This is a genomic window from Rhizobium hidalgonense, from assembly GCF_002914525.1.
Taxonomy (GTDB): Bacteria; Pseudomonadota; Alphaproteobacteria; order Rhizobiales; family Rhizobiaceae; genus Rhizobium; species Rhizobium hidalgonense.
The window spans coordinates 18674-42839 of the sequence record NZ_LODW01000060.1 but is presented as its reverse complement, the minus strand read 5'-3'; the positions used below and the strand labels follow the sequence as shown (position 1 = coordinate 42839).

18 protein-coding genes are annotated in these 24166 nt (G+C 62.2%); 6 read left to right on the top strand and 12 right to left on the bottom strand.

The features are described 5' to 3' along the window. Position 1 precedes the first annotated feature (1 nt). The 3 genes from trpA to ATY29_RS19515 all read left to right on the top strand — a co-directional run bounded on the left by trpA (position 2) and on the right by ATY29_RS19515 (position 3269). Positions 2 to 841, top strand: a complete 840-nt coding sequence (trpA, locus tag ATY29_RS19525; RefSeq protein WP_097537074.1) for a tryptophan synthase subunit alpha — start codon at positions 2 to 4, stop codon at positions 839 to 841. 142 nt (positions 842 to 983) lie between these two features. Further along, positions 984 to 1889: an acetyl-CoA carboxylase, carboxyltransferase subunit beta gene (gene accD, locus ATY29_RS19520; RefSeq protein WP_003571394.1), complete on the top strand. Its 906-nt coding sequence runs from the start codon at positions 984 to 986 to the stop codon at positions 1887 to 1889. Positions 1890 to 1916: 27 nt separating this feature from the next. After that, entirely contained in the window at positions 1917 to 3269 is a 1353-nt protein-coding gene (locus tag ATY29_RS19515) for a bifunctional folylpolyglutamate synthase/dihydrofolate synthase (protein ID WP_097537073.1), read from the top strand. Between the two features lie 64 nt (positions 3270 to 3333). Here ATY29_RS19515 and trxA read toward each other — a convergent pair whose 3' ends face one another. The 12 genes from trxA to ATY29_RS19455 all read right to left on the bottom strand — a co-directional run bounded on the left by trxA (position 3334) and on the right by ATY29_RS19455 (position 20967). Then, positions 3334 to 3654 (bottom strand): thioredoxin, encoded by a 321-nt coding sequence (gene trxA, locus ATY29_RS19510; RefSeq protein ID WP_003544118.1) that lies wholly within the window; start codon positions 3652 to 3654, stop codon positions 3334 to 3336. A 71-nt stretch (positions 3655 to 3725) separates the two neighbouring features. Further along, a complete protein-coding gene (addA, locus tag ATY29_RS19505) occupies positions 3726 to 7277 on the bottom strand; it encodes a double-strand break repair helicase AddA (RefSeq protein WP_097537072.1) in 3552 nt (1183 codons plus the stop codon). Next, positions 7270 to 10464 (bottom strand): double-strand break repair protein AddB, encoded by a 3195-nt coding sequence (gene addB, locus ATY29_RS19500; RefSeq protein WP_097537071.1) that lies wholly within the window; start codon positions 10462 to 10464, stop codon positions 7270 to 7272. Before addB ends, addA begins: the two co-directional genes overlap by 8 nt. Positions 10465 to 10467: 3 nt before the next feature. Then, positions 10468 to 11199: a nucleotidyltransferase family protein gene (locus tag ATY29_RS19495; RefSeq protein WP_097537070.1), complete on the bottom strand. Its 732-nt coding sequence runs from the start codon at positions 11197 to 11199 to the stop codon at positions 10468 to 10470. A 13-nt stretch (positions 11200 to 11212) separates the two neighbouring features. After that, a complete protein-coding gene (gene tsaE / locus ATY29_RS19490) occupies positions 11213 to 12724 on the bottom strand; it encodes a tRNA (adenosine(37)-N6)-threonylcarbamoyltransferase complex ATPase subunit type 1 TsaE (RefSeq protein WP_097537069.1) in 1512 nt (503 codons plus the stop codon). Beyond that, positions 12721 to 15303, bottom strand: coding sequence for a sensor histidine kinase (locus ATY29_RS19485; protein WP_097537068.1), 2583 nt, complete (start codon positions 15301 to 15303; stop codon positions 12721 to 12723). Before ATY29_RS19485 ends, tsaE begins: the two co-directional genes overlap by 4 nt. A gap of 203 nt (positions 15304 to 15506) precedes the next feature. Then, the gene (ahcY, locus tag ATY29_RS19480; RefSeq protein WP_003571384.1) at positions 15507 to 16907 is read right to left on the bottom strand and encodes an adenosylhomocysteinase; all 1401 of its coding nucleotides are present in this window, start codon (positions 16905 to 16907) and stop codon (positions 15507 to 15509) included. Positions 16908 to 17079: 172 nt separating this feature from the next. Next, positions 17080 to 17355, bottom strand: a complete 276-nt coding sequence (locus ATY29_RS19475) for an HPr family phosphocarrier protein (RefSeq protein WP_003544133.1) — start codon at positions 17353 to 17355, stop codon at positions 17080 to 17082. A gap of 9 nt (positions 17356 to 17364) precedes the next feature. Next, positions 17365 to 17766 carry a PTS sugar transporter subunit IIA gene (locus ATY29_RS19470; RefSeq protein ID WP_003544139.1) on the bottom strand — a complete coding sequence of 134 codons (402 nt, stop codon included), beginning with the start codon at positions 17764 to 17766 and terminating at the stop codon, positions 17365 to 17367. A gap of 150 nt (positions 17767 to 17916) precedes the next feature. After that, complete coding sequence (locus ATY29_RS19465) at positions 17917 to 18366, bottom strand: HPr kinase/phosphorylase (RefSeq protein WP_025417414.1); 450 nt, start codon at positions 18364 to 18366, stop codon at positions 17917 to 17919. Next, positions 18363 to 20153, bottom strand: a complete 1791-nt coding sequence (locus tag ATY29_RS19460) for a sensor histidine kinase (RefSeq protein WP_097537067.1) — start codon at positions 20151 to 20153, stop codon at positions 18363 to 18365. The genes ATY29_RS19465 and ATY29_RS19460 overlap by 4 nt, the downstream gene beginning before the upstream one ends. A 79-nt stretch (positions 20154 to 20232) precedes the next feature. Further along, positions 20233 to 20967: a response regulator transcription factor gene (locus ATY29_RS19455; protein ID WP_003571378.1), complete on the bottom strand. Its 735-nt coding sequence runs from the start codon at positions 20965 to 20967 to the stop codon at positions 20233 to 20235. 338 nt (positions 20968 to 21305) lie between these two features. Between ATY29_RS19455 and ATY29_RS19450 the strand changes: the two genes are divergently transcribed. The 3 genes from ATY29_RS19450 (at position 21306) to ATY29_RS19440 (ending at position 24165) form a co-directional block, all read left to right on the top strand. Next, positions 21306 to 22916, top strand: a complete 1611-nt coding sequence (locus tag ATY29_RS19450) for a phosphoenolpyruvate carboxykinase (RefSeq protein WP_097537066.1) — start codon at positions 21306 to 21308, stop codon at positions 22914 to 22916. 186 nt (positions 22917 to 23102) lie between these two features. Further along, positions 23103 to 23546 carry an alternative ribosome rescue aminoacyl-tRNA hydrolase ArfB gene (gene arfB, locus ATY29_RS19445; protein WP_003571376.1) on the top strand — a complete coding sequence of 148 codons (444 nt, stop codon included), beginning with the start codon at positions 23103 to 23105 and terminating at the stop codon, positions 23544 to 23546. A 1-nt stretch (position 23547) separates the two neighbouring features. Then, the gene (locus ATY29_RS19440; protein ID WP_003571375.1) at positions 23548 to 24165 is read left to right on the top strand and encodes an alpha-ketoglutarate-dependent dioxygenase AlkB family protein; all 618 of its coding nucleotides are present in this window, start codon (positions 23548 to 23550) and stop codon (positions 24163 to 24165) included. The last annotated feature ends 1 nt before the right edge of the window (position 24166 follow it).

The window sequence follows — 24166 nt, the reverse complement described above, 5'->3', positions numbered from 1 at the left end:
CATGACCGCACGCATGGACAAACGCTTTGCCGAGCTGAAGGCCGAGGGCCGTCCGGCGCTTGTGACCTATTTCATGGGCGGCGATCCTGATTACGATACCTCCCTCGGCATCATGAAGGCGCTGCCGGAGGCGGGCTCCGACATCATCGAGCTCGGCATGCCGTTTTCCGATCCGATGGCCGACGGCCCGGCGATCCAGCTCGCCGGCCAGCGTGCGCTGAAAGGCGGTCAGACGCTGAAGAAAACGCTGCAACTGGCGGCCGATTTCCGCAAGAGCAACGACGCCACGCCGATCGTGATGATGGGCTACTACAACCCGATCTATATTTACGGCGTCGAGACATTCCTCGATGACGCGCTCGCCGCCGGCATCGACGGCCTGATCGTCGTCGATCTGCCGCCTGAAATGGATGACGAACTCTGCCTTCCGGCGATCCGTAAAGGTATCAACTTCATCCGCCTGGCGACGCCGACGACGGATGAAAAGCGCCTGCCGAAGGTTTTGAAGAACACTTCCGGTTTCGTCTATTACGTCTCGATGAACGGCATCACCGGATCGGCGCTGCCGGATCCGTCGCTGGTTTCGGGCGCGGTCGAACGCATCAAGCAGCACACGCAGCTGCCCGTCTGCGTCGGCTTCGGCGTCAAGACGGCGGAACATGCAAAGGTCATCGGCGGTTCGGCCGATGGGGTCGTCGTCGGCACCGCCATCGTCAATCAAGTCGCCACGAGCTTGACCGCGGACGGCAGGGCGACGGCGGACACGGTTGAGGCGGTCGCAACGCTGGTGCGCGGCCTTTCCTCGGGAACCCGTTCGGCACGCCTTGTTGCTGCCGAATAGTATGCCCACATTGGCACCAAAGCATGTCGCGCAAAAGTGTGCAGCGGTTTTGCGGCAACGACATGCGGGAAACAAAGACCTAAAGCGTCGGCCAAGCAGCTGACAGCCCGGGACGCGCTTTAGTCAATCAGGAGTATTCGAGTTGAACTGGATCACCAACTACGTTCGCCCGCGGATCAATTCCATGCTGGGCCGTCGCGAAGTGCCGGAGAACCTCTGGATCAAGTGCCCGGAGACCGGAGAGATGGTCTTCCATAAGGACCTGGAAGGCAACAAATGGGTCATCCCGGCCTCCGGCTATCACATGAAGATGCCGGCGAAGGCTCGCCTGGCCGACCTTTTCGACAATGGGGAGTTCGAATCGCTGCCGCAGCCGAGGGTCGCCCAGGACCCGCTGAAGTTTCGCGATTCGAAGAAATATAGCGATCGCCTGCGCGACAGCCGCCTGAAGACCGAACAAGAGGACACGATCCTCGCCGGCCTCGGAAAAGTGCAGGGCCTGAAGCTCGTCGCCGTCGTGCATGAATTCAACTTCATCGGCGGTTCGCTCGGCATGGCCGCCGGCGAGGCGATCGTCAAGGCTTTCGAGCGCGCGACCTCCGAAAAGTGCCCGCTGGTGATGTTCCCCGCTTCCGGCGGCGCGCGCATGCAGGAAGGCATCCTGTCGCTGATGCAGCTGCCGCGCACGACCGTTGCCGTCGATCTGCTCAAGGAATCCGGCCAGCCCTATATCGTCGTCCTGACCAACCCGACCACCGGCGGTGTCACGGCCTCCTACGCCATGCTGGGCGATATTCACCTTGCCGAACCCGGCGCCGAAATCGGCTTTGCCGGCAAGCGGGTGATCGAGCAGACCTTGCGTGAAAAACTGCCCGAAGGCTTCCAGACCTCCGAATATCTCTTGGAACATGGTATGGTGGACATGGTCGTAAAGCGTCACGACCTTCCGGAAACGCTGGCGCGTCTCCTGAAGATCCTGACGAAGAAGCCCGTTTCGGCGGCGAATGACATGAATAGCGGCGCGATCGCTCTGGCGGCGAGCGCCTGATAATCGACAAGCAGGCGGGGTGCCGAAATGATACCCAGGGGCCAAACCGCGGTGAGTGAGGCAGCACAGGAGATCGACAAGCTCATGGGATTGCATCCCAAGGGCTTCGACCTGTCTCTGGATCGCATCACCCGTCTTCTCCAGGTGCTCGGCAATCCGCACAGGAGATTGCCGCCGGTGATCCATGTTGCCGGCACCAACGGCAAGGGGTCGGTCACCGCCTTCTGCCGGGCTCTGCTCGAAGCCGGCGGTTACAGCGCGCATGTTCACACCTCGCCGCATCTCGTCAATTGGCACGAGCGTTATCGCATCGGTGTGCCGGGCGGACGCGGGCAGCTTGTCGATGACGCAGTCTTTGCAGAGGCCCTGCGCCGTGTGGCTGGTGCCAATGCCGGACAGCATATCACCGTCTTCGAAATCCTGACGGCCGTCACCTTCATCCTGTTTTCCGAACAGCCGGCCGATGCCGCGATCATCGAAGTCGGTCTCGGCGGCCGTTTCGATGCCACCAATGTCATTTCCGATCCGGCCGTCTCGGTGATCATGCCGATCTCGCTGGATCACCAGCCCTATCTCGGCGACCGGGTCGAGCTGATCGCCGCCGAAAAGGCCGGTATCATGAAGCCGGGATTTCCCGTCGTCATCGGCCATCAGGAATATGATGCGGCACTCGACGTGCTGATGTCGACGGCTGAGCGGCTGCATTGCCCGAGCGCCGTCTTCGGGCAGGATTTCATGGCGCATGAGGAATATGGCCGGCTCGTCTATCAGGACGAATTCGGTCTTGCCGACCTGCCGCTGCCGCGCCTTCCCGGCCGCCACCAATATGCCAATGCGGCCGCTGCCATTCGCGCCGTCAAGGCCGCGGGTTTCACCGTGACCGAGACGATGATGGAAAAGGCGATGAATCTCGTGGAATGGCCGGGCCGGCTGCAGCGTCTCGGCGAAGGCCGGCTACTGGCGCATGCGCCCGCCGGCGCCGAGATCTGGATCGATGGCGGGCACAATCCCGGTGCCGGCGAAGTCATCGCCGAAGCTATGGCCAATTTCGAAGAGCGCCAGTCACGGCCGCTTTTCCTGATTATCGGCATGATCAACACTAAGGACCCTGTCGGCTATTTCAGGGCCTTTGCCGGCTTGGTCGAGAAGGTTTTCTGCGTGCCGATCCGCGGCAGCGACGCGATGATCGACCCGGTGATATTGTCGAATGCCGCCTATGATGCCGGCTTGGTTGCCGAACCGATGTCGACGGTCGGCGATGCGCTGGAAGCCATAAAAGCCCTCCTCGATCCGGAAGGCCTACCCCCGCGCATCCTCGTCGGCGGCTCTCTCTATCTCGTCGGCGATGTACTTTCCGACAACGGCACGCCCCCCAAATGAAGATTGCGACATGAAAAAAGCCCGGTCGAAGCCGGGCTTTTTCATCAATGCGAGGCGATATCAATCAGGCAGCGCTCGAAATCCAGTTCGAAAGCGCGGTCTTCGGCTTGGCGCCGACCGAGATATCGGCAACTTCACCGCCCTTGAAAATTGCAAGGGTCGGAATGGAGCGCACACCGAACTGTGCGGCGAGTTCCGGGTTTTCATCGATATTCAGCTTGGCGACCTTGACCTTGCCTTCCATCTCGACGGCGATTTCTTCAAGGCTCGGCGCAATCATCTTGCACGGGCCGCACCATTCAGCCCAGAAATCGACGACGACGGGTTCTGCAGATTCCAGAACTTCCGACTGGAAATTGTTGATATCGACTTTCACGGTAGCCATGGGCTGCTCCTTTAACTCAAGTGTTGAACCACATGTGATGGTGCGGTGCCGAATTTTCAATGTCCGGTATTTCACTTTGTCTTGACCGCTGCAAGCGCCAAACCGAGCGCCTTTTCGCTCAGCGTGTAGAGCGAGGCGTTCTCGGTGTAGACAAGCATGCAATCGATAGGCTTGTCGGGATAGAGCGGCGCCAGGATCTCGCGATAGATTGCCAGCTGCGCCCGATGGGCGAAGGGGATGGCCGCCTCTGTCGCCGGCGGCACCCGATTGGTCTTGTAGTCGAGGATGACGACACGATCGGCAAGGACGGCAAGCCGGTCGATTCGGCCGGAGACGGCATAACGCCTGTCATCGAACGTCAATGTTCCCATGATCGAGACCTCGGGCTGGGCCTCAGTCCCCAGGACGGCCTGCAGTCCCTCTTCGTCCAATAGTTTCAGAACCGAATCGACTAATTTGCGCCGTTCGGCTTCCGGCCAGAACCGCGCCGCCCGTTCGGCATAACGGCCTGCGGCATCCGCCCGTTCGCCAAGTGGAATTTCGGGAAGTGCCTGCAGCATGCGATGAATCAACCGGCCCTTCTCCAGCGAACGATCGCTGCGCTCCTTCTCGCTGAACAGCGGAGATGCGACGAGCAATCCGCCCTCGTCTTCATCGATGATCGTCCCGGCGCCGGAGGGGCTGAGCGGGCGGGGCAGCGCGGCCTGCGGTGGCAATGGCCGCAACAGACCGTCCGGCAAGGCCTCCTCGCTGTCGCGCTCTCGGGCGCGGTCGGCCCGCTCGAAGCGTCGTTCCACCCGTGGCACGCGCCATTTGATCCCCGGCCATTGCCCATCGGGACTGGAGAATGTGGTTGCCTCCACATGCGGATGGTCGTCGCGCAGTGCCGTCGAAATCATCATATGCCACGTGTCGTTGTTCACACGCACGCCGCGGTAACCGCAAACGACCAACCGGTCGGCGGCACGCGTCATGGCGACATAGAGCAATCGGCGGTACTCTTCCTCCGCCAGCATCTGGATACGAACGGCGTCGTCCTGGGTCAGCGAATTGGCGAGATCGGAGACGGGAACCCAGACGGGCATCGGCGGCTCATCGGCGTCGGTCTCGATCAGCCGCAGCTTCGGCAGATGGGTATGGGTGAAGGCCTTCGAACCGCCGTCGACGAGGAAAACGATCGGCGCCTCGAGGCCCTTGGAGGCATGCACCGTCATGATCCGCACTTCGTTGCGCCCCTTGTCCTGCTCCCGCTTCACCACCGGGGCTTCGAGCTCCAGCGTCGAGATGAAGGATTGCAGCCCGGGAAGGCCGGAGCTTTCGTGATCCAGGGTGAAGGTCAGGAATTCGTCGAGAATATCGCTGACCTCGGTGCCGAGCCGGGCAAGGAATTGCCGCCGCCCGCCATGGCTACCGAGCACCCGCGCATAGAAATCATGAACCGACAGGCTCCTGGATTGCCGAAGGAACAGCTCCAGCGTCTCCACGGCAGCGCGGAAACGCTCGGTGCCGTCGGCGGCGAAGCGTTTGAGATGGCTCCAGACGCTCTCATTGTCGCCGCGCAGGCCGGCGACCGCAAAGATGTCGTCCTCGGAGAGATCGAAAAGCGGGCTCTTCAGCACGGCGGCGAGCGAAAGATCGTCTTCCGGCAGCAGCAGGAAACGGCCGAGCGCCAGCAGATCCTGCACGGCGATATGGCTGGTCAGCACCAGCCTGTCGGCGCCGGCGACCGGAATGTCGCCGCGGCGCTTCAACGCGCGCGTCAACGCATTGACGAAGGCATCGCGCTTGCGCACCAGCACCAGGATGTCGCCGGCCTCGATCAGGCGCTCCCTACCCTTGTCGACGATCGTCTCACGCCCGACGAGCGCGCCGATCGAATGGGCGATCCGTCGCGCCAGGATGGCCGCCGGCGCGCTTTCCGGCGTCGCGTCGAATGGCGCCGTCCAGTCCTCCTCCTTCACCACAGCTTCCGGCGCGACCATTTCCCAGAGATCGACGGCGCCGGGATGGCCGATGCGGCTGGAGCGATGCACCACCGGTTCGCCGAGCGCGCTGAGGCCGCGTGAATTGTCGGGCTCCCTGAAAATGTGGTCGACGGCTTCGAGCACGTCGGCGGTCGAGCGGAAGGAGAGGGGCAGCCGGACAGAGGAAAAATTCTGGCCGCTGTCGGTCACACGCCGCCGTGTTCGATCGCTTTCCTCGGAAAAACGCTCCGGCCTTGCGCCCTGGAAGGAATAGATCGACTGCTTTTCGTCGCCGACGGCAAAGAGCGTGCGCACGACCGGCCGGGCGCTCTCGCCGGAGAAGAAATCCTCGGCGAGCGACTGGATGACGCTCCACTGGATCGGGCTGGTATCCTGCGCTTCGTCGACGAGGATATGGTCGATGCCGCGATCGAGCTTATAGTGGATCCAGGGGCCGACGCCGCTTTTCGTCAAAAGGTCGGCGGTGCGGGTGATCAGATCCTCGAAATCGAGCTGGCTGCGCTGCTTCTTCAGCTCCTCATAGTCGCGATTCAGTCGGTCTGCGAGCACCAGCGCGGCATGGGTTGCGCCATACATCCGCATGAGTTTCAGCCGGTCGCGGCTTGCGGCGACATGGGCGCGGGCAGCGGCGACGGCCTCCGTCAACTGCGGTGCTTCGGTCAGCATGGCCTTGACCGTGAATTGCGAGTCCGCCTTTGGCTCGCCCTTCACGGTCAGAAAGATTTTCTCGAGAAACTCGGCGCGCTTTGCGTCATCGTGTTCACGCCCGGCAAGCCTGAGGCCGTAGGCAACTTCCTGCGCCTTCGCGCCGCCCTTCTGGTCGGCAAGCGACAGATAAAGCTCCAGCATGTGGCCCGAAAGCGCCGGCAGCGGCCAATACTGCGCCGCGATCCCGCTCTCGGTGTCATCGGGGGCAAGGCCAAGCCGTTGACGCAGAAACATCTCGATACCGCCCTGCCGTTCGGCTGTCGCCGTGAAACGACGGATGGCGTTGCGGTTGGCGACGATGTCGCCGAGCAGATTTTCCAGTCCGGATTCGTCGCCGAGATCGAGCACATAGGCGAAGGCCTCGGCGAGGTCGCTGTCTCCCTCCGGCGCGGTCGCCGTCAGCAGCGCCCGGCGCGCATCGGAAAGCAGCGCTTCCGCCGCGCGGTCGTCGAGAACCGAGAAATGCCCGGCGACGTTGGCCTCCAGCGGGAACTGATGCAGCAAGGCCTCGCAAAAGGCATGGATCGTCTGGATCTTCAACCCACCGGGTGTCTCCAGCGCCTTGGCAAACAGCCGGCGGGCCTCGGCAAGCTTAATTCCTTCAGGCGCCATCCCCTCGATCTGGGTGATCCGCCGGCTCAGATCCTCATCGTCGAGCACCACCCAGTCTGCCAGCCTCTCGAAGACGCGGTTCGACATTTCCGAAGCTGCAGCCTTGGTATAGGTGAGGCACAAAATCGCGGAGGGCCGCGCCCCGGCAAGCAGGAGACGGATGACGCGCTGAGTCAGCACATGCGTCTTGCCGGAACCGGCATTGGCCGAGACCCATGCGGAACGCTCGGGATCGGAGGCAATCGCCTGCTGGATCGTCGTCCAGCCGATCCAGGCGCCAGGATCATCGTCGCTCGGAAGAGGTGTTACATCACTCATCGCCGCCGCCCTCCTCGGTCTCGGCTGTCGACCATTCGGAGACGCGGGCGAGATGATCATAATCGCCGCCGAAATCGAATTGCTGTGCCGGGATGAGCCGCGAGGTAAAGCCTTTCTCGCCGGATTGCAGCAAACTCACGAACTTGACCAGCTGATCGATCGATTCCTCGGCGAGATCGATCGCCGATTTCGCCTTGTCGCTGCGCGCCGAATTCTCGTTGTTGACGGCGTCGACCTGAAAACGGCGTCCCGGCCGCAGGCGGACATAGAGCAGGTCCTGCGGCACGAGACTGCCGACATCGCGGAAGGCGCCGGCGCTCAAGGCCGCGGCTTCGAGCGCAAGCTGCGGATCGAGAAGCACGCGTGCCTGTGTCGGCGAGGGATTGTAGCCGGTCTTGTAGTCGATGATATCGGCGGCGTTCGGTCCGGTGACGTCGATCCGGTCGGCAACCCCGTTGAGCCGGATATTGATCGGCTCCAGCTCGACGCCGCCCCGCACCTCCGTCAGCGTCTTGCGGATGCCGGGCCGCCGTCCGGCCTCCCAGTCGAGGAAGGCGCGGGCCACCGCGCGAAAGCGTGGCCGCCACACAGCATCGATATGCGGCGGCAGCCGCTCCATGTCGAAAAGCTCGGAAAGAATGCGCTCCATCGCCGCTGCCGCATCCGGCGTACCGGCGACATGGGCTTCGCGAATGAACCGGTCGATGATCGTGTGGTAGAGCGTGCCGCGTTCGGCCGCTCCCGGATCGCGGTTGAACGCATCGACGGGATCGAGCCGCAGAATGCGGCGGGCATAGATGGCATAGGGGTCGCGGCGCAGCCGGCCGACCTCGCTGAAGGAGTAGGATGTCGGCTGCAGTGCCAGCGGCGGTTTCGGCGAGGGTCGCTGTGCCGGGGCCTGGGCCTCGCCGCGATCGATCAGGCCGGCCCATCGGAGGAACCGGTTGCCGCGTCCCTTCAATTCCGCTTCGAACGCCTCTCCGGCAAGCGCCAGCAGCCGCTGCAGCCAGCGCGAGGTGACCGTCGGCGTCGAGCCCTGGCGCAGCGCGCGCGAATAGATCAGATGGCGCGTGCCGTTCGCCATCTCGAAGTCATGCGCCAGCTGGCCGATGCGCCGCTCCGGCGGCTCAAGGCCGATTTCCGTCTTCATCATCCGCGGAATGAAGGGATTGTTGGCGGTCTGCCCCGGCCAGGTGCCCTCGGTCAACCCGCCGAGGATCAGCGTATCGACGCTCTGCAGCCGGGCTTCCAGTGTGCCGAAGACGAACAGGCGGGGATGGCTGAGCGCCCGTGGTTTTACCGCATGACCGGCGGCAAGCGCTGCCATGATGTCGATCCATTGCGGCCCGTCGGCCTCCATCTGGCCGTTGGTGTCGATCACTTCGCCGAGCAGGGTGGCGAGCGCATCACCGGCTTCATCGGACCAGAGATCGGCGAGATCGCCGTGCGGATCGACCGCCACCGCTTCAAGCGAACGGCCGGTTCGCTCCGCCCATTCGGACAAGGTGAAGCTCGCGGTTCTCCCACGATCTTCCGGCCGGTGCCGCATCAAGGCCGAAGCCAGAGGCTCGGTTGCTTGTGTGACCCGGCGGGCAAGGTCGTATGCCGCCTCGGCGGCGTCTGATGCAAGCGCCTTTCGCCATTGCGGCGCGTGCCTGTCCTCGGCCTGTTCGGCAAGCTGATGGGTCAGCAACGGCTCAAGCCTGCTGATATCCACCTCCGCCACGCCGCCGCGTAGCGCCAATAGCTCAAGCGCCCGGGTCGCCGAAATCAATGCGTCGCGTTCCAGGCCGAAACGGGCCAGCGGATGTTTGAGCAGCGAGACGATCGCCACCGGATCGCCCGGGCGCAGCGCTGCCTCCAGCAGCAATTGCAGAAGCGTGCCCTGCGGCGTGGCCGCAAGCGGTGTACCCGCCGAATCGTCGGCGAGAATGCCGAAGCGGGAAAGTTCAGCCATCACCCGCCGGGCGAGATTGCGGTCCGGCGTGATGAGCGCCGCCCGGCTTTCGCCCTCCTGCCCCGGTCTTTCCAGTGCCAGCCGCAGCGCGATGGCAATCGCGGTTGCTTCTTCACGCTCGTTGGCGGCTTCGATCAGCGAAACATCGGCGAAGGCTGACGTGAACGCGCCCTCCGGCAGCGCGCTCTTCCACGCCCCCCAATCGCTGGTCGCCTCCGCCGGGACGAGCGCCCGGGACAGGATTTCGGCGCGCTGGTCGAGGTCGGGCTCCGGCCTGTCGAGGGCCGTCACCTCGGCACGTGTGAGTTTCAGCCGCTTCAGCAGCGATGACAGGCCATATTGCGGATGACTCCGGCTTGCAGGATTGGCAAGCTGGCCGGGTGCCGGTTCCGGCGCGACCATCTGCCAGTCTTTCTCGGGCATGGAGAGATCGAGGCCCGGAAGCACGATCACCCCTTCAGGCATATGGGCGACAGCGGCAATTAGATCGGCGGTGGCGGGAACCGAACCTGTCGAACCGGCAATGATGATCGGCCCGGTGGTTTTCGTCGCCGAAAGCCTGGATGCTTCGGCCCGGAGAATGGCGTTTCGGTGCCGCGCCGGCGAGGATTTGCCGAGTTCCGAAAGCCGCTCCGGCCAGAAGGCGCTGGCGATCTGGAGGAATTCCGCCGTCAGCTGCCACCAGGCGGCATAGTCGCCGGTGTCGAGTTTCGACAGTTCCGACCAGTCGAGGTCTTCGGTTTCCATGGAATCGATCAGCTCCGCGAGGTTGCGGGCGAGCCAGATCGCATCCGCCGGGCTGGCTGGGGCGACCAGCGGCGAGTCCGAATGAATGTGGCGGACGATCTCCGGCAGTTTGTTCCGCCAGGCAAGGATCAGTCGCGCAAGCTCCAGCAGTCGGGCGGTATTCGACAGCGGCTGGGCGAGATCGATCGTTGCCGGCAGTGCCTCGTCGAAATAGCCGCTGTCGTCGTCGGTTTCGCCGAGAGCACGAATAACAGGCAGGATCGCCGAGCGGCCGCCGAGCAGGTCGACGAATTCCGAGCGCAGTACACGCACGGCGCGCCGCGTCGGCAGGTAGATCGTCACCCGGGACAGCGACAGCGGATCATCGGTCTCATGCCGGAAGAGCGGTGTCAGCCGGCCGTCGCAAAGCGTCGTTGCCAGCGTTTTCAGGAAGGAGAGGCCCGCCGGGATCGTCAGAATGCGTGGCTGGTGCCGCTCCGCCATAGCTCACGCAAACGCCCGCAGCCGTCGGATCGTTTCCTCCGCTTCGCCGATCGCTTCCGGCGTTCCCACCGTCAGCCAGTGGCCCTCGAGCACCATGCCGAAAAGCCGCCCGCACGCGATCGCCTTGTCGAAATAAATATTGAGGTTGAAGGCATCCTGTGGCGCGTCATCGAGCAAGGACGGGTTCATAACGATCGCTCCGGCATAGACGACGGGATTGGTCGGATCGTCGCGATACCGCGTCAGCCGGCCGTCGGCCGCCATGCCGAAATCATTCCGGCCGTTATGACCCGTCGTATCCTCAATTCCAACGCACAGCAGCGCCATGTCCATGCGTTCGGCATCGAAGAATCCGGCTAAGCGCTGCAGGTTCGTCGGCCGCCCGGACTGTTCGCCGATCCAGAAGAGATCGGCATTCATGACGAAAACGTTCTCGCGATCGAGCAGCGTCAGACCCTTGGCCAGCCCGCCGCCGGAATTCATCAGTGCTTCCCGCTCGTCCGAGATGATGATGTCGAGGCCGCGATAGGCCTCGAGATGATCGAGCATCTGGCCGGCAAAGTGGTGAACATTGACGACCGTCCGTTCGACGCCGGCCGCCACCAGCGCATCCAGCGCATAGTCGATCATCGGCTTGCCGTCGATCTTCACCAGCGGCTTCGGGATCGTGTCGGTGATCGGGCGCATACGGGTGCCGAGACCCGCGGCCAGTACCATGGCTTGTCTGATCGTCATGCTGATCCGGAACTTATGATTCGCTTTGGCCTATTCCAGCCCTTGCGCACCAATCGCGCAAGGGGGCAAGCGCCTCGTGCTCGAACGCGACCTGGAGATAGGCAAGCGTTCGCGGCATATGTTTGAGATAACCGGGCTTGCCGTCGCGCTGCAACAGCCGCACCCAGAGACCGGCAAGCTTGCAGTTGCGCTGCGCCGACATGATCGCCCAGGCTTTCATGAACCCGGCTTCGTCAAAGCCGCCCTGGGCACGGCGCAGGGTGAGGTAATCGTCCATCAACTGACGGAAGAGCTCCGGTTCGATCGTTACGCGCGCATCCTGGACGATGGAAGCAAGGTCATAGGCGGTCGGGCCGATCATCGCATCCTGGAAGTCGATGATGCCGACCTTGCCAATACCGCTTTCGCCCTCGCGCCAGATGATGTTCGGCGAATGGAAGTCGCGCAGCAGCAGGTTCTTCTCGGCTGTGGCGAGCTCGTCGATCAGCGCGTCCCAGATCGCCAGATACTCCGCCCGTTCGCTATCGGTGGGAGGTGTACCGCGCTTCCAGGCAATATGCCAATCGAGCACAAGCTGCACTTCCATCTTCATTGCCGTGCGGTCGAAGTCCGGAATGTGATGCGTATGGGTTGCGGAAACCGGGATATCCTGCGGAATCTGCATCGAATGAAGATGGGCGAGGCAGGCGACGCTTTGCCGGTAACGTTCGGCGATCGGCCGTCCGTCGTCGTCGAGCACGCCTTCCGTGCCGAGATCCTCGATCAGCAGGATGCCTTTGATATAATCAACCTTGTAAATCTCCGGCGTCGCAAACCCCCGCCCGCGCAACGCATCGGCAATCGCAACGAAAGGGTAGGCGTTCTGTGCCAGATGCGCGACTTTGGGGTAGGATTTGCCGTCATAGACTGGCGGTCCCTCAGGATGCGGGCGCCAATCCATCAGTATTTTTCGCTGGCCATCGTCCTGATAGATCGCCTCATAGGCGCGCAGTGAAGCGTCACCGGTCAGGAAGCGGCGTTTGGCATCGGGATAGCCGGCTTCGTCGAGGAAAGCGCGGATCGCCAGGACCCTGCGGATTCGCGAGGCCTGTGGGTCCGAGACCTTGATCGTTGCCCGGCGGCCGCTGCCCTCATGTTCCAAGCCCAGTGCGATACGCTGGGCGGGCAGTTCGCTCTCTGCCATCTCCGGCCATTCGACGAGACAGATGCCGCTCTCCAGCGCCTCGTCGAAGCCGAGTTCTGTCAGTTCCGAGGGATCGCCGAGCCGGTAGAGATCGAAATGCGAAATGGGAATGCGCAGATCGTAGGATTGCACCAGCGTGAAGGTCGGGCTCGGGACTTCGAGCCCCTCGTCGTCGGCGATGGCGCGCAGGATCGCCCGGGCGAGCGAGGATTTGCCGGCACCGAGATCGCCGGAAAGGGCGAGGCAGTCACCGGCTTTCAAGGCCAGCGCCAGGTCTTCGCCGAGTCGAATGGTGGCCGCCTCGTCTTTCAGGAAAAGCGAGATCGTATTGCCGGTCGTCATTCGGCTGCCGCGGTATGCGGAATATCGACCGAGGGGATACGGCAGACGACGGTGGTGCCCTTGCCGGGCTCGCTGTCGATCGTCACGTCGCCATGATGCAGGCTGACGAAGCTGTCGACGATCGACAGGCCGAGGCCCGCGCCGCCGCGTTTGCCGCTTTTCGCTCCGGTCGCAAAACGATCGAAGACCGTCGCGATCATGTCAGGCGAGATGCCGGGGCCGCGGTCGCTGACGGCGAAGACGAAATCCGTGCCGTCGCGGCTGCATTCGAGCGAGATCGAGGTGCCCTCGGGGGAAAAATTCGCCGCATTGGCAAGCAGCTTCAGCAGGATCTGCTTCAGCCGCTGCGGGTCAGCGACGATCGAGCCGAGATAGGCCGGCGCGGTGATTTCGAGCGCCACGCCGCTTTCGTGCAGGCGATCGGCGATCTGCATCGCGACGTCGTCGAGCAGGTCGTTGAGATCGATATCCGCGTAGTTCAAGCGCATGATGCCGGCGTCGACGGTCGCAAGATCGAGAATATCGTTGACGAGCGTCAGCAGAACCGACGACGAGGTCGAGATGTGGTCGATATATTCGGCCTGCCGCTCGTTCAGCGGTCCGACCCCTTGGGTGCGCAGGAGATCGGTGAAGCCGATGATATTCGTCAGCGGCGAGCGCAGCTCATAGGAAACGTGCTGGACGAAGTCGTTCTTCAGCTCGTCGGCCTTGCGCAGCGCTTCGTTCTTTTCGGTCAGCGCCCGCTCGGCACGCACGCTGTCCGTCATATTGACGAAGGTCAGCATGGTCTGGGCATTCGGCAGCGGGATCACGGCGTAGTCGAGCACCAGGCCGGAGAAGAGTTCCAGCGTTCCCTGGCCCGAGCGGCGTTCGTCGTCGAAGCTGGTGATCAGTTCCGCGAAGGCCTTCCAGCCATCCGGCCGGTCATAGGACGGCGCGCAGGCCTCGCCCAGTGCGCGGATATGGGTGCCGGGCTTGGCTTCGGTTTCCGTGATCCCCCACAGCGCGCGGAAGGCCGGGTTCGACAGACGGATGCGTCCATCCGGGCCGAACACCGCCACACCTTCGGAAAGATGGTCGATCGTTTCGCCCTGCACCTTGACCAGCGTGTTGTAGCGGGTTTCGAGATCGACCTGCTCGGTCAGGTTTTCGAACACCCAGGTGGCGCCGCCTTGCGGGTGGGCGGTGGCAAAGACACGCAATGTCTGCCCGTTCGGCAGGTGCCAGAGATCGGATTGCGTGTCGAGTGCGCGATAGACGGAAAGGGCCGCTTCCTTCCAGCTTTTCCAGTTGAGCTGGTCCGGCAGCTTCTTGGCTGCCCGCAGCCGCTCGAGCAGTTCGCTATTATCAGGCCGGCCCTCGAGGAAAGCGATATCCAGCTCCCAGAGCGCGACAAAGGCCTGGTTGTAGAATTGCAGCCGGCGGTCGCCGTCGAAGATGGCAACCGGCGTGGCGAGATGGTCGAGCGTTTCGGCATGGCTCTTCAGCGTCCGTTCCAGCTCGGCGCGCACCGCCTCGATGTCGGACACATCGATCGCGATCCCGGCGGAGCCGCCGGCAAGCCTGACATCGACGACATCGAAGAATGTGCGGTTGCCGTGCACGACCGTCGAAATCGTGTCGTGGAAGGGCGATTCCGGCGTCGTCGTCGCGCGAATGCGTTCGCGCGCCACCGTCGTCAGCATCTCGCGGCCTTCATTGATCGCCTGCTGCGGCGAGCGCGCTTCGACGGCCTCGCCATAGGCCTGGTTGACCCAGGTCAGCCGACCGGCCGGGTCGCGTTGCCAGGCCGGCATGTCGATCGCATCGAGCATGGTCTGGAAGGCCGAGATCGAGGTCATCAGCCGGTCGCGCTCGATCCTGAGCTCCGCGAGCTCGGCGCGCAAATTGTTGAGCGCCACGAAACGGACGAAGGCGCGGCCGCCGGAAACCCGGCCCTGCGCCTCGAGGATTTCATCGCGGATGGTTTCGACCACCATGTCGAAGCTCTGTGCCCCGTCGCGCAGCCGGTCGATCGCCTTTTCCAGATCGGCGGCCGAGCGTGACTTCAGCCAGAGGCCAAAGGCCAAAAATTCGCCGTCCTGCGGCGCGCCGGTCTCGGGCGGAAGCTGGCCGAGCAATTCGGGACGAGCATTACCGTCCCAGATGACGATCCGCCGGTTCTTGTCGGCGATCAGCGCCTGGTATTGCGAAATGCGCTGCTGGGCATCGGAGAGTGCCGAGCGGATCTCCCGGCTCTCGCTTTCCAGATTGCCGCGCTGGCGCACCAGCCACAGCGTCGAAAGCAGGGCCGCCGATATGACGCCGATGACGACGGAAACGCCGACAACCTGCGACGATGTGAAGAGGTGAGCCGAGGCCGCCGCCTGCTGCTCCGTCTGTGCCAGAACCGGCCGCGCCAGCGCGGCAAACGCCGTGCCGGCCGCGCAGGCTTTCAGAAAGCGCGCCAATGATCTCTCTTGCGATGCGGCCTCGTGTGCCGTTGCAAATTGATGTTCTTGGCCTGCCATCAGCGGGCGGCGACCGGCGCGAACGCCATCATCCGCCTGACCGGGCAGGCTGTTTTTCATTTCCGACATCCGCGGTATGTCTCCGTCCTTCAATGTGCCGCATTACGACAAGACATCCCATTTTCGGAGCGGTCGGACGGTGTCCGGCGTCCCGAATCAAGTCTTAAAACAATACTTCGGAAGGGAATCTGCGGGAAGGGAGCGTCCAAAAAATAAGCCGCGGCATTTGTCAATGCCGCGGCTTCTACATCTTGTGGATATTAACTATGAGATCAATATCTGTAGTGGTCGGACTTGAACGGGCCCTTCGGCGAGACGCCGATATAGGCAGCCTGTTCCGCAGAAAGCTCCGTCAGCTTCACGCCGAGCTTGTCGAGATGCAGGCGGGCGACCTTCTCATCGAGATGCTTCGGCAGGATATAGACCTGGTTGGAATACTGGTCGGGCTTGGTGAAGAGCTCGATCTGCGCCAGCGTCTGGTTGGTGAAGGAAGCCGACATCACGAAGGACGGATGACCGGTGGCGTTGCCGAGGTTGAGCAGACGGCCTTCGGAAAGCAGGATGATGCGGTTGCCCTTGGGGAACTCGATCAGATCGACCTGCGGCTTGACGTTGGTCCACTTGAGATTGCGCAGCGCGGCGACTTCGATTTCATTGTCGAAGTGACCGATATTGCCGACGATCGCCATGTCCTTCATCGCACGCATATGGTCGATGCGGATGACATCCTTGTTGCCGGTGGTGGTGATGAAGATATCGGCCGAGGAAACAACGTCTTCGAGCAGCACGACTTCATAACCGTCCATGGCGGCCTGCAATGCGCAGATCGGATCGGCTTCGGTGACCTTGACGCGGGCGCCGGCGCCGGAAAGCGAGGCGGCAGAACCCTTGCCGACGTCGCCGTAGCCGCAGACGACGGCAACCTTGCCGGCCATCATCACGTCGGTGCCGCGGCGGATGCCGTCGACCAGCGATTCCTTGCAGCCGTATTTGTTGTCGAACTTCGACTTGGTGACGGAGTCGTTGACGTTGATCGCCGGGAAGGGCAGCAGGCCCTTCTGGCTGAGCTGATAGAGGCGGTTGACGCCGGTCGTCGTTTCCTCGGTGACGCCCTTGATGGCGTCGCGCTGCTTGGTGAACCAGCCAGGCGATGCGGCAAGACGCTTCTTGATCTGCGCGAAGAGGATTTCCTCTTCCTCGGAATGCGGATGCGACAGCACGTCTTCGCCGGCTTCAGCGCGGGCGCCGAGCAGGATGTACATGGTGGCGTCGCCGCCGTCATCGAGGATCATGTTGGAAAGACCGCCATCGGCCCACTGGAAGATCTTGTCGGTATAGACCCAGTAATCCTCGAGGGATTCACCCTTGATGGCGAAAACAGGAACGCCGGCAGCGGCGATTGCGGCAGCGGCGTGATCCTGCGTCGAGAAGATGTTGCACGAGGCCCAGCGGACTTCGGCACCGAGCGCCACCAGCGTCTCGATGAGCACGGCGGTCTGGATGGTCATGTGCAACGAGCCGGTGATGCGCGCGCCCTTCAGCGGCTTTGCATCGCCGAATTCGGTGCGGCAGGACATCAGCCCCGGCATTTCGGTTTCGGCGATCGTAATTTCCTTGCGGCCAAAATCCGCAAGCCCGATATCGGCGACGACATAATCTTTTTCAGTGCTCATAGAGGTCTCCAGGCTGAAAAACGTCTCAAAATTGGCGCAGGCGCGAAAATGACCGCGCGACGGATAGGCCGGATGCAAGCTCACGGCATGTCCGCCGTTTAGCAGGCTTCGGATGCGAAGGCAATAAGGATATAAAGAAGTCTTTATATGTTTATATGAGCTCGGCCGAAGCCTACATCTCTTCGCCGAAGCGATTCTGGATCAGTTGGTCCAAGGCCTCGAGCGCTTCTTCGGCCTGGCTGCCGCTGGCCGAGACGACGACGCTCGAGCCGGGGCTCGCGGCAAGCATCATCAAGCCCATGATCGAGGTGCCGCCGACCGTCATTCCGTCTTTGGAAACGGTGATGGCGGCATCGAAAGTCTCGACCATCTGCACGAATTTTGCGGAGGCGCGCGCGTGAAGGCCGCGCTTGTTGATGATGAGGAGTTCCCGGGAGAGCGATGTCATGAAGGGCCGTTATTTTCCGCTAAGCACGCGGCTCGCGACATTGATATATTTCCGTCCGGCTTCGGAGGCCTCCACCAGCGCCTTCTCCATATTGTTCTCGCCGCGCACGCCGGCGAGCTTGATCAGCATCGGCAGGTTGACGCCGGCAATGACTTCGGTATGGCCGCTGCTCATGACTGAAATGGCGAGATTGGACGGCGTACCGCCGAACATGTCGGTCAGAATGACGACGCCATGGCCGTCGTCGGCACCGGAAACAGCTTCCAGAATGTCCTGCCGTCTTTGATCCATGTCGTCTTCGGGGCCAATGCAGACCGTCTCGATGAATTTCTGAGGACCGACGACGTGCTCGACAGCATGACGAAACTCTTCAGCCAGCTTGCCATGAGTGACAAGCACAAGTCCGATCATGATATTACTGCTCCCATATACGCGAACGGTGGCCCCAATATCGCAATGCAGCAATTACGTCCACCGGTGGCGGCACATCTTGGCTATGAAAAGCCGAAGTGCAAGATAAAAATGCGAATATATAAGGCAGATTGATCAATCCGGAAGGCGTCAATGCCCGATATCGGGTGCTTTCGCCATCAGCATGGCAAGGGGTGAGGAGACGCCTGTGAGCAACCGCAATGCGGGAAGCGAAAAACCCGGTGCAAGGTTGACGATTTCGCCCTCCGGCGGCACGCGGTTTTCACCGGCAGCACTGCCCGGAAGCACGGCATAATGCATCGCCGCCTGTGGCACATGCTCCTGTCGGACGATGCCAGTGCCGCGAAGCTCGATCAGCCCGGCGATCGACGGCGGGCAGGTGGCCACCACGGTGCCGGTCTCCTCGGAGAGAAGAACCTGGTCGTCGGCGACCAGTGCCGTAAAGAGCCCGAGCCGGCGTGCTTCGGTCATGCAGGTAAAGGCCAGCATCGATTTTCCCCAGCCGGAGGGGCCGCTGAACAGCAGTCCCGTGCTGCCGACGACGATTGCCGTCGCATGGATGTTTAAGGCCGCCGTCATGCGGCGGCATCGAGCGGCAGAGTCAGGATAAAGCGCGCGCCGAGCACCTTTCCGCCTTCGGCGTCGGTGATGTTTTCTGCTCTCAGCGAGCCGCCATGGGCTTCGGCGATCTGCCGGCTGATCGACAGGCCGAGCCCCGAATTCTGTCCGAAGCCTTCCGATTCCGGTCGGTCCGTATAGAACCGCTCGAAGATGCGGTCGATATTTTCCGCCTGGATGCCGGGGCCGTTGTCTTCGATCGTGGTGACGCAGCGCGAACGTGTCCGCACCAGCCGCACGGTAATCTTGCCGCCCTTCTCAGGCACGAAAGAGCGGGCGTTCTCGATCAGGTTGGCGATGATCTGGCCGATGCGCAGATCGTGGCCATTGATGACGAAGCGCGTCTTGACGTTCGGCTTGCGATCGATCGCATATTCGATTTCCACCTGCTTCTTGCTGCTCCTGACCTGGCGTGAAACCTCGATGAGGTCGCGCAACAGCACCTCCATGTCGACGGAGCCGGCATCGACACGCGCGAGTTCGGCATCGAGGCGGGAGGCGTCGGAGATATCGCTGATCAGCCGGTCGAGGCGGCGGACATCGTGCTGGATGACGTCCATCAGCCGCTTCTTGGAATCGTCGGACCGGGCAAGCGGCAGCGTTTCGACGGCGCTGCGCAGCGACGTTAGTGGATTCTTGAGTTCGTGGCTGACATCGGCGGCGAAACTCTCGATCGCATCGATGCGGTCGTAAAGCGCCGTCGTCATTTCGCGCAATGCAATGGAAAGATTGCCGATTTCATCCTGGCGGGCGGAGAAGTCAGGAATTTGCTCACGCGTCTTGGCCCCGCGGCGCACACGGATGGCGGCGGCCGAAAGTCGGCGCAGCGGATTGGCGATGGTCGACGAGAGCACTAGCGAAAGCAGCACGTTGACCAGCGTCGCGACACCGAAGACGCGCATGATCGCAAGCCGCTCGGCATGAACGATATTGTCGATGTCGCCTGCCTGTGTCGACAGGAGCAACACCCCGAGCACAGCGCGGAAACGCTGGATCGGCACGGCGACCGAAACGATGAGCTCGCCTTTTTCCGTCGTGCGCACGACGGCGCCGCGCACGCCGGTGAGCGCGTTCATCACCTCCGGATAGATCGAGCCGTCGCCGCCCGGCGCTTCCTTGTAAAGCGGCAGGTTGCCGGGCTGCAGCGCCTTGTTGAACAGGGTGGCGAACCAATCGCTCCAGGTCTGCTTCTCCTCCTCGACCGGCGGCAGGTCGAAGCGCAGCACTTGGCCGCGCGAATAAAGATGGCGGGAATCCAGCAGCAGATTGGCATCGGCATCGAAGATGCGGGCGCGCGTGCGCGTCGGAGAGATCAGCCGGCGCAGCACCGGCGCGACCTTCTCGGGATCGATCGGGAATTCGAGGTCTTCGTCGTTCGGTACCGGGGTGATGCTCTGGCCAGCCTGCAGCTCGAGCAGCTTCTGCGGATCGATGGTGATCGAATTCGTATCGACCGATGCGGAAGCTGAAATGGCGCCGGCGATGATTTCGCCTTGCGTCAAAAGGCTCTCGGCGCGGGCGTCAATCAGTCCCTCGCGAAACTGGTTGAGGTAGAGGATACCGCCGACCAGCACCAGCAGTGCGACGAGATTGAAGAAGACGATGCGCCGCGTCAGGCTCGAAAACACGGCATTGCCGAAGATGCGGCGGATCAGCGTGAAAGGATGCGACCAACGGCGGTCTCGGACGCGACGGGTGCTCACGCCCTCCGCATCGTCGAGATCCCTATCCTGCACCAACTGTGCCAACGACTGGCCCTTTCGAAGGGCAGGGCCGGATAATCCGGCCGGCAGCCCTCAACAATGTCTCGCGCTGCGCCGTCTGGGCTCAGGCTGCTTCGCGGAAGCGGTATCCCACTCCGTAGAGCGTTTCAATCATATCAAAGTCGTTGTCGACCATCTTGAATTTCTTGCGCAGCCGCTTGATGTGGCTGTCGATCGTCCGGTCGTCGACATAGACCTGTTCGTCATAGGCGGCGTCCATCAGCGCGTCGCGGCTTTTGACGACGCCGGGGCGCTGCGCCAGCGAATGCAGGATCAGGAATTCGGTCACCGTCAGGGTCACGGCCTCACCCTTCCAGGTGCAGGTATGACGTTCCTGATCCATGACCAGCTGCCCGCGTTCCAGCGAGCGGGCCTGCTGCACGGCGCCGTTCTTCGGTGCGCCGACGGGGCTGGTGCCGGCGGCTGCGGCTTCACGGCTAGAGGCGCGGCGCAGCACGGCGCGGACGCGCTCGACCAGCAGACGCTGCGAAAAAGGCTTGGTGATGAAATCGTCGGCGCCCATCTTCAAGCCGAAGAGCTCATCGATCTCCTCATCCTTGGAGGTAAGGAAGATGACGGGAATATCCGACTTCTGTCGCAGGCGGCGCAGCAGTTCCATGCCGTCCATGCGCGGCATCTTGATGTCGAAGATCGCTAGCTGCGGTGGTCGCGCCAGCAGGCCGTCGAGCGCCGAAGCACCGTCCGTATAAGTCTCGACCTTATATCCTTCGGCCTCCAGTGCGATCGACACCGAGGTTAGGATGTTGCGGTCGTCATCAACGAGCGCGATTGTCGGCATGGTGTTGGTCTCCATTATCAGTGCGCAATCTCCCGGATTTTGCTCTCCCCAGGCGGTCTCAGTGACCGGATGCGCTTATGGAGGATAAAGGTGGAACAAATTGTGGCAAAGATAAAGGGAAAGATTGTCGTGAAAATCGCCGGCAATCTTAAGTAGCGAGGGAAAATGTTTCAACGCGCTCACCTAAAACGATTTAAAACAGAGGCAATAAATTTAAATCGATTAAATATTTGATATTACTATATTTTTTCAAGTTCTGTGTCTTGTGTTTTAAAATTTCTACCCGTATTTTCGCGGTTAGTTTTAACGGCAACGCGCCTGAGCAAAGGGAACTAGCCATGGAAAAGTTCGGAGTTCATAACCCGGCAACGGAGCTGGCAACGGTTGGATTGGGCGGCGCAGCCAGCGTTCGCTACAACTTTTCCGCTGCCGCACTCTATGAAGAAGCGATCCGCCGGGGTGAAGCCGAACTGACTGCTCAGGGCGCGCTGCGGGCCATCACCGGCCAGCACACCGGCCGTTCGCCACGTGACAAGTTCGTCGTTCGCGACAGCAATACCGATGGCCAGATCTGGTGGGACAACAATAAGCCGCTCTCGCCGGAACACTTCGCCCTGCTGCGCGACGACATGCTCGCGCATGCCACCGGTAAGGACCTTTTCGTCCAGGACCTCGTCGGCGGCGCCGAGGAAGGCCATGCTCTGCCGACCCGGATCGTCACCGAGTTTGCCTGGCATTCGCTGTTCATCCGCAATCTGCTGATCCGCCCTGATGCTGCAGCGCTCCCCAGCTTCGCGCCGAAGCTGACGATCATCGATCTGCCGAGCTTCAAGGCCGATCCGGCCCGCCACGGCTGCCGTTCGGAAACGGTGATCGCCTGCGACCTGACCAACGGTCTCGTCCTCATTGGCGGCACCTCCTATGCCGGCGAAATGAAGAAATCGGTCTTCACCGTTCTCAACTACCTGCTGCCGGCCAAGGGCGTGATGCCGATGCATTGCTCGGCCAATGTCGGCCCGGACGGTGACGCGGCGGTGTTCTTCGGCCTTTCCGGCACCGGCAAGACGACGCTGTCGGCCGATCCAGCCCGCACGCTGATCGGCGATGACGAACACGGCTGGAGCGAAAACGGCATCTTCAACTTCGAAGGCGGCTGCTACGCCAAAACAATCCGTCTGTCGGCCGAGGCCGAGCCGGAAATCTATGCGACGACCCAGCGTTTCGGCACCGTGCTCGAAAACGTCGTGCTGAACGAAGGCCGCGAGCCGGATTTCAACGACGGCTCGCTGACCGAAAATACCCGCTGCGCCTACCCGATGCATTTCATTCCGAACGCCTCGGAAACCGGCCGGGCCGGGCATCCGAAGACGATCATCATGCTGACCGCCGATGCCTTCGGCGTCATGCCGCCGATCGCCCGTCTGACGCCTGATCAGGCGATGTATCACTTCCTGTCCGGCTACACCGCCAAGGTGGCCGGCACCGAAAAGGGTGTCGTCGAGCCGGAAGCGACCTTCTCCACCTGCTTCGGCGCGCCCTTCATGCCGCGGCATCCGGCCGAATACGGCAACCTGCTCAAGGAACTGATTGGCCGCCACGGCGTCGAATGCTGGTTGGTCAATACCGGTTGGACCGGCGGCGCTTACGGCACCGGCAAACGCATGCCGATCAAGGCGACGCGCGCGCTTCTCACTGCTGCTCTCAACGGCAAACTCGGCCAGGTCGAGTTCCGTGCCGATACCAACTTCGGCTTCGCCGTGCCGGTCTCCGTCAATGGCGTCGACAGCGCCATTCTCGATCCGCGCTCGACTTGGGCCGACAAGGCAGCCTATGACGCACAGGCCGAAAAGCTGGTCTCGATGTTCATTGCGAACTTCGCCAAGTTCGAGAACCACGTCGACGGCGGTGTTCGCGACGCGGCTCCCGGCGTGAAGGTTGCCGCCGAATAAGAAGTGCAATCAATTCCAGCAAAAGTGTGCAGCGGTTTTGCCAGGCAAAGCGCGAAGCGCTTTTGCCGGGAATTGCGCTAAACAGACTCTCTGATTCACGTGAAACCCGGCATCGCAGGATGGCCGGGTTTTTATTGATGATGGCCGATGTTTTCAATTAGCGGCCGATGTGAGATAGAACGCCGCATGGCCAGCGACGCACTCTATATCGACGATAGGATCACCATCGCTGGATGGGAGCTGACCGAACAGTTCGTTCTGGCGGGCGGTCCCGGCGGGCAGAACGTCAATAAGGTTTCGACCGCGGTCCAGCTGTTCTTCAACATCCCGAACTCGCCGTCACTGAACGAGCGCGTCAAGGCCAATGCGGTCAAGCTCGCCGGCCGGCGCCTGTCGAAGGACGGCGTGCTGATGATCGAGGCGAGCCGCTTTCGCAGCCAGGACCGCAACCGCGAGGATGCGCGCGACCGGCTGAAGGAGCTGATTCTGGAGGCCGCCAAGCCACCGCCGCCGCCGCGCAAGAAGACCAAGCCGACCAAGGGTTCGGTCGAGCGCCGCCTGAAGGAGAAATCCGGCCGCTCGGAAGTCAAGAAAATGCGCGGCCGCCCTGGCGGCGGAAGCAGTGAATGACATGCCGGAACTCTTGAGCGGCATTCGCCATCTCCCCGGCTATCTCGACCGGGCGCGCCAGGAGGCGTTGGTCGAGGTCATCCGCACTATTGTCGCCGAGGCGCCGCTTTATGTGCCGGTCATGCCCGGCACCGGCAAGCCGATGTCGGTGCGCATGACCAATTGTGGGGCGCTCGGCTGGGTAACCGACAAGCAGCGCGGCTATCGCTACCAGCCGACGCATCCGGCAACCGGCAGGCCTTGGCCCGATATGCCGCAGGAATTACTCGATATCTGGAATGATGTGGCCGGTTACGACAAGCCGCCGGAAGCCTGTCTGATCAATTTCTACTCCGACGATGCCCGGATGGGTCTGCATCAGGACAAGGATGAGAGGGATCTGCAGGCGCCGGTCGTCTCGATCTCGCTCGGCAACAGCTGCCTGTTTCGCATCGGCGGCCTCAACCGCAATGATCCTACGCTATCCCTAAAGCTGTCGAGCGGCGATCTGGTCGTTCTGGGCGGCGAGGGGAGGCTGTGTTTCCACGGCGTCGACCGCATTCACCCGGCGACATCGACGCTCTTGAAGAATGGCGGCCGCATCAATCTGACGCTGCGCCGCGTCAATCCCTCGAGCTGAC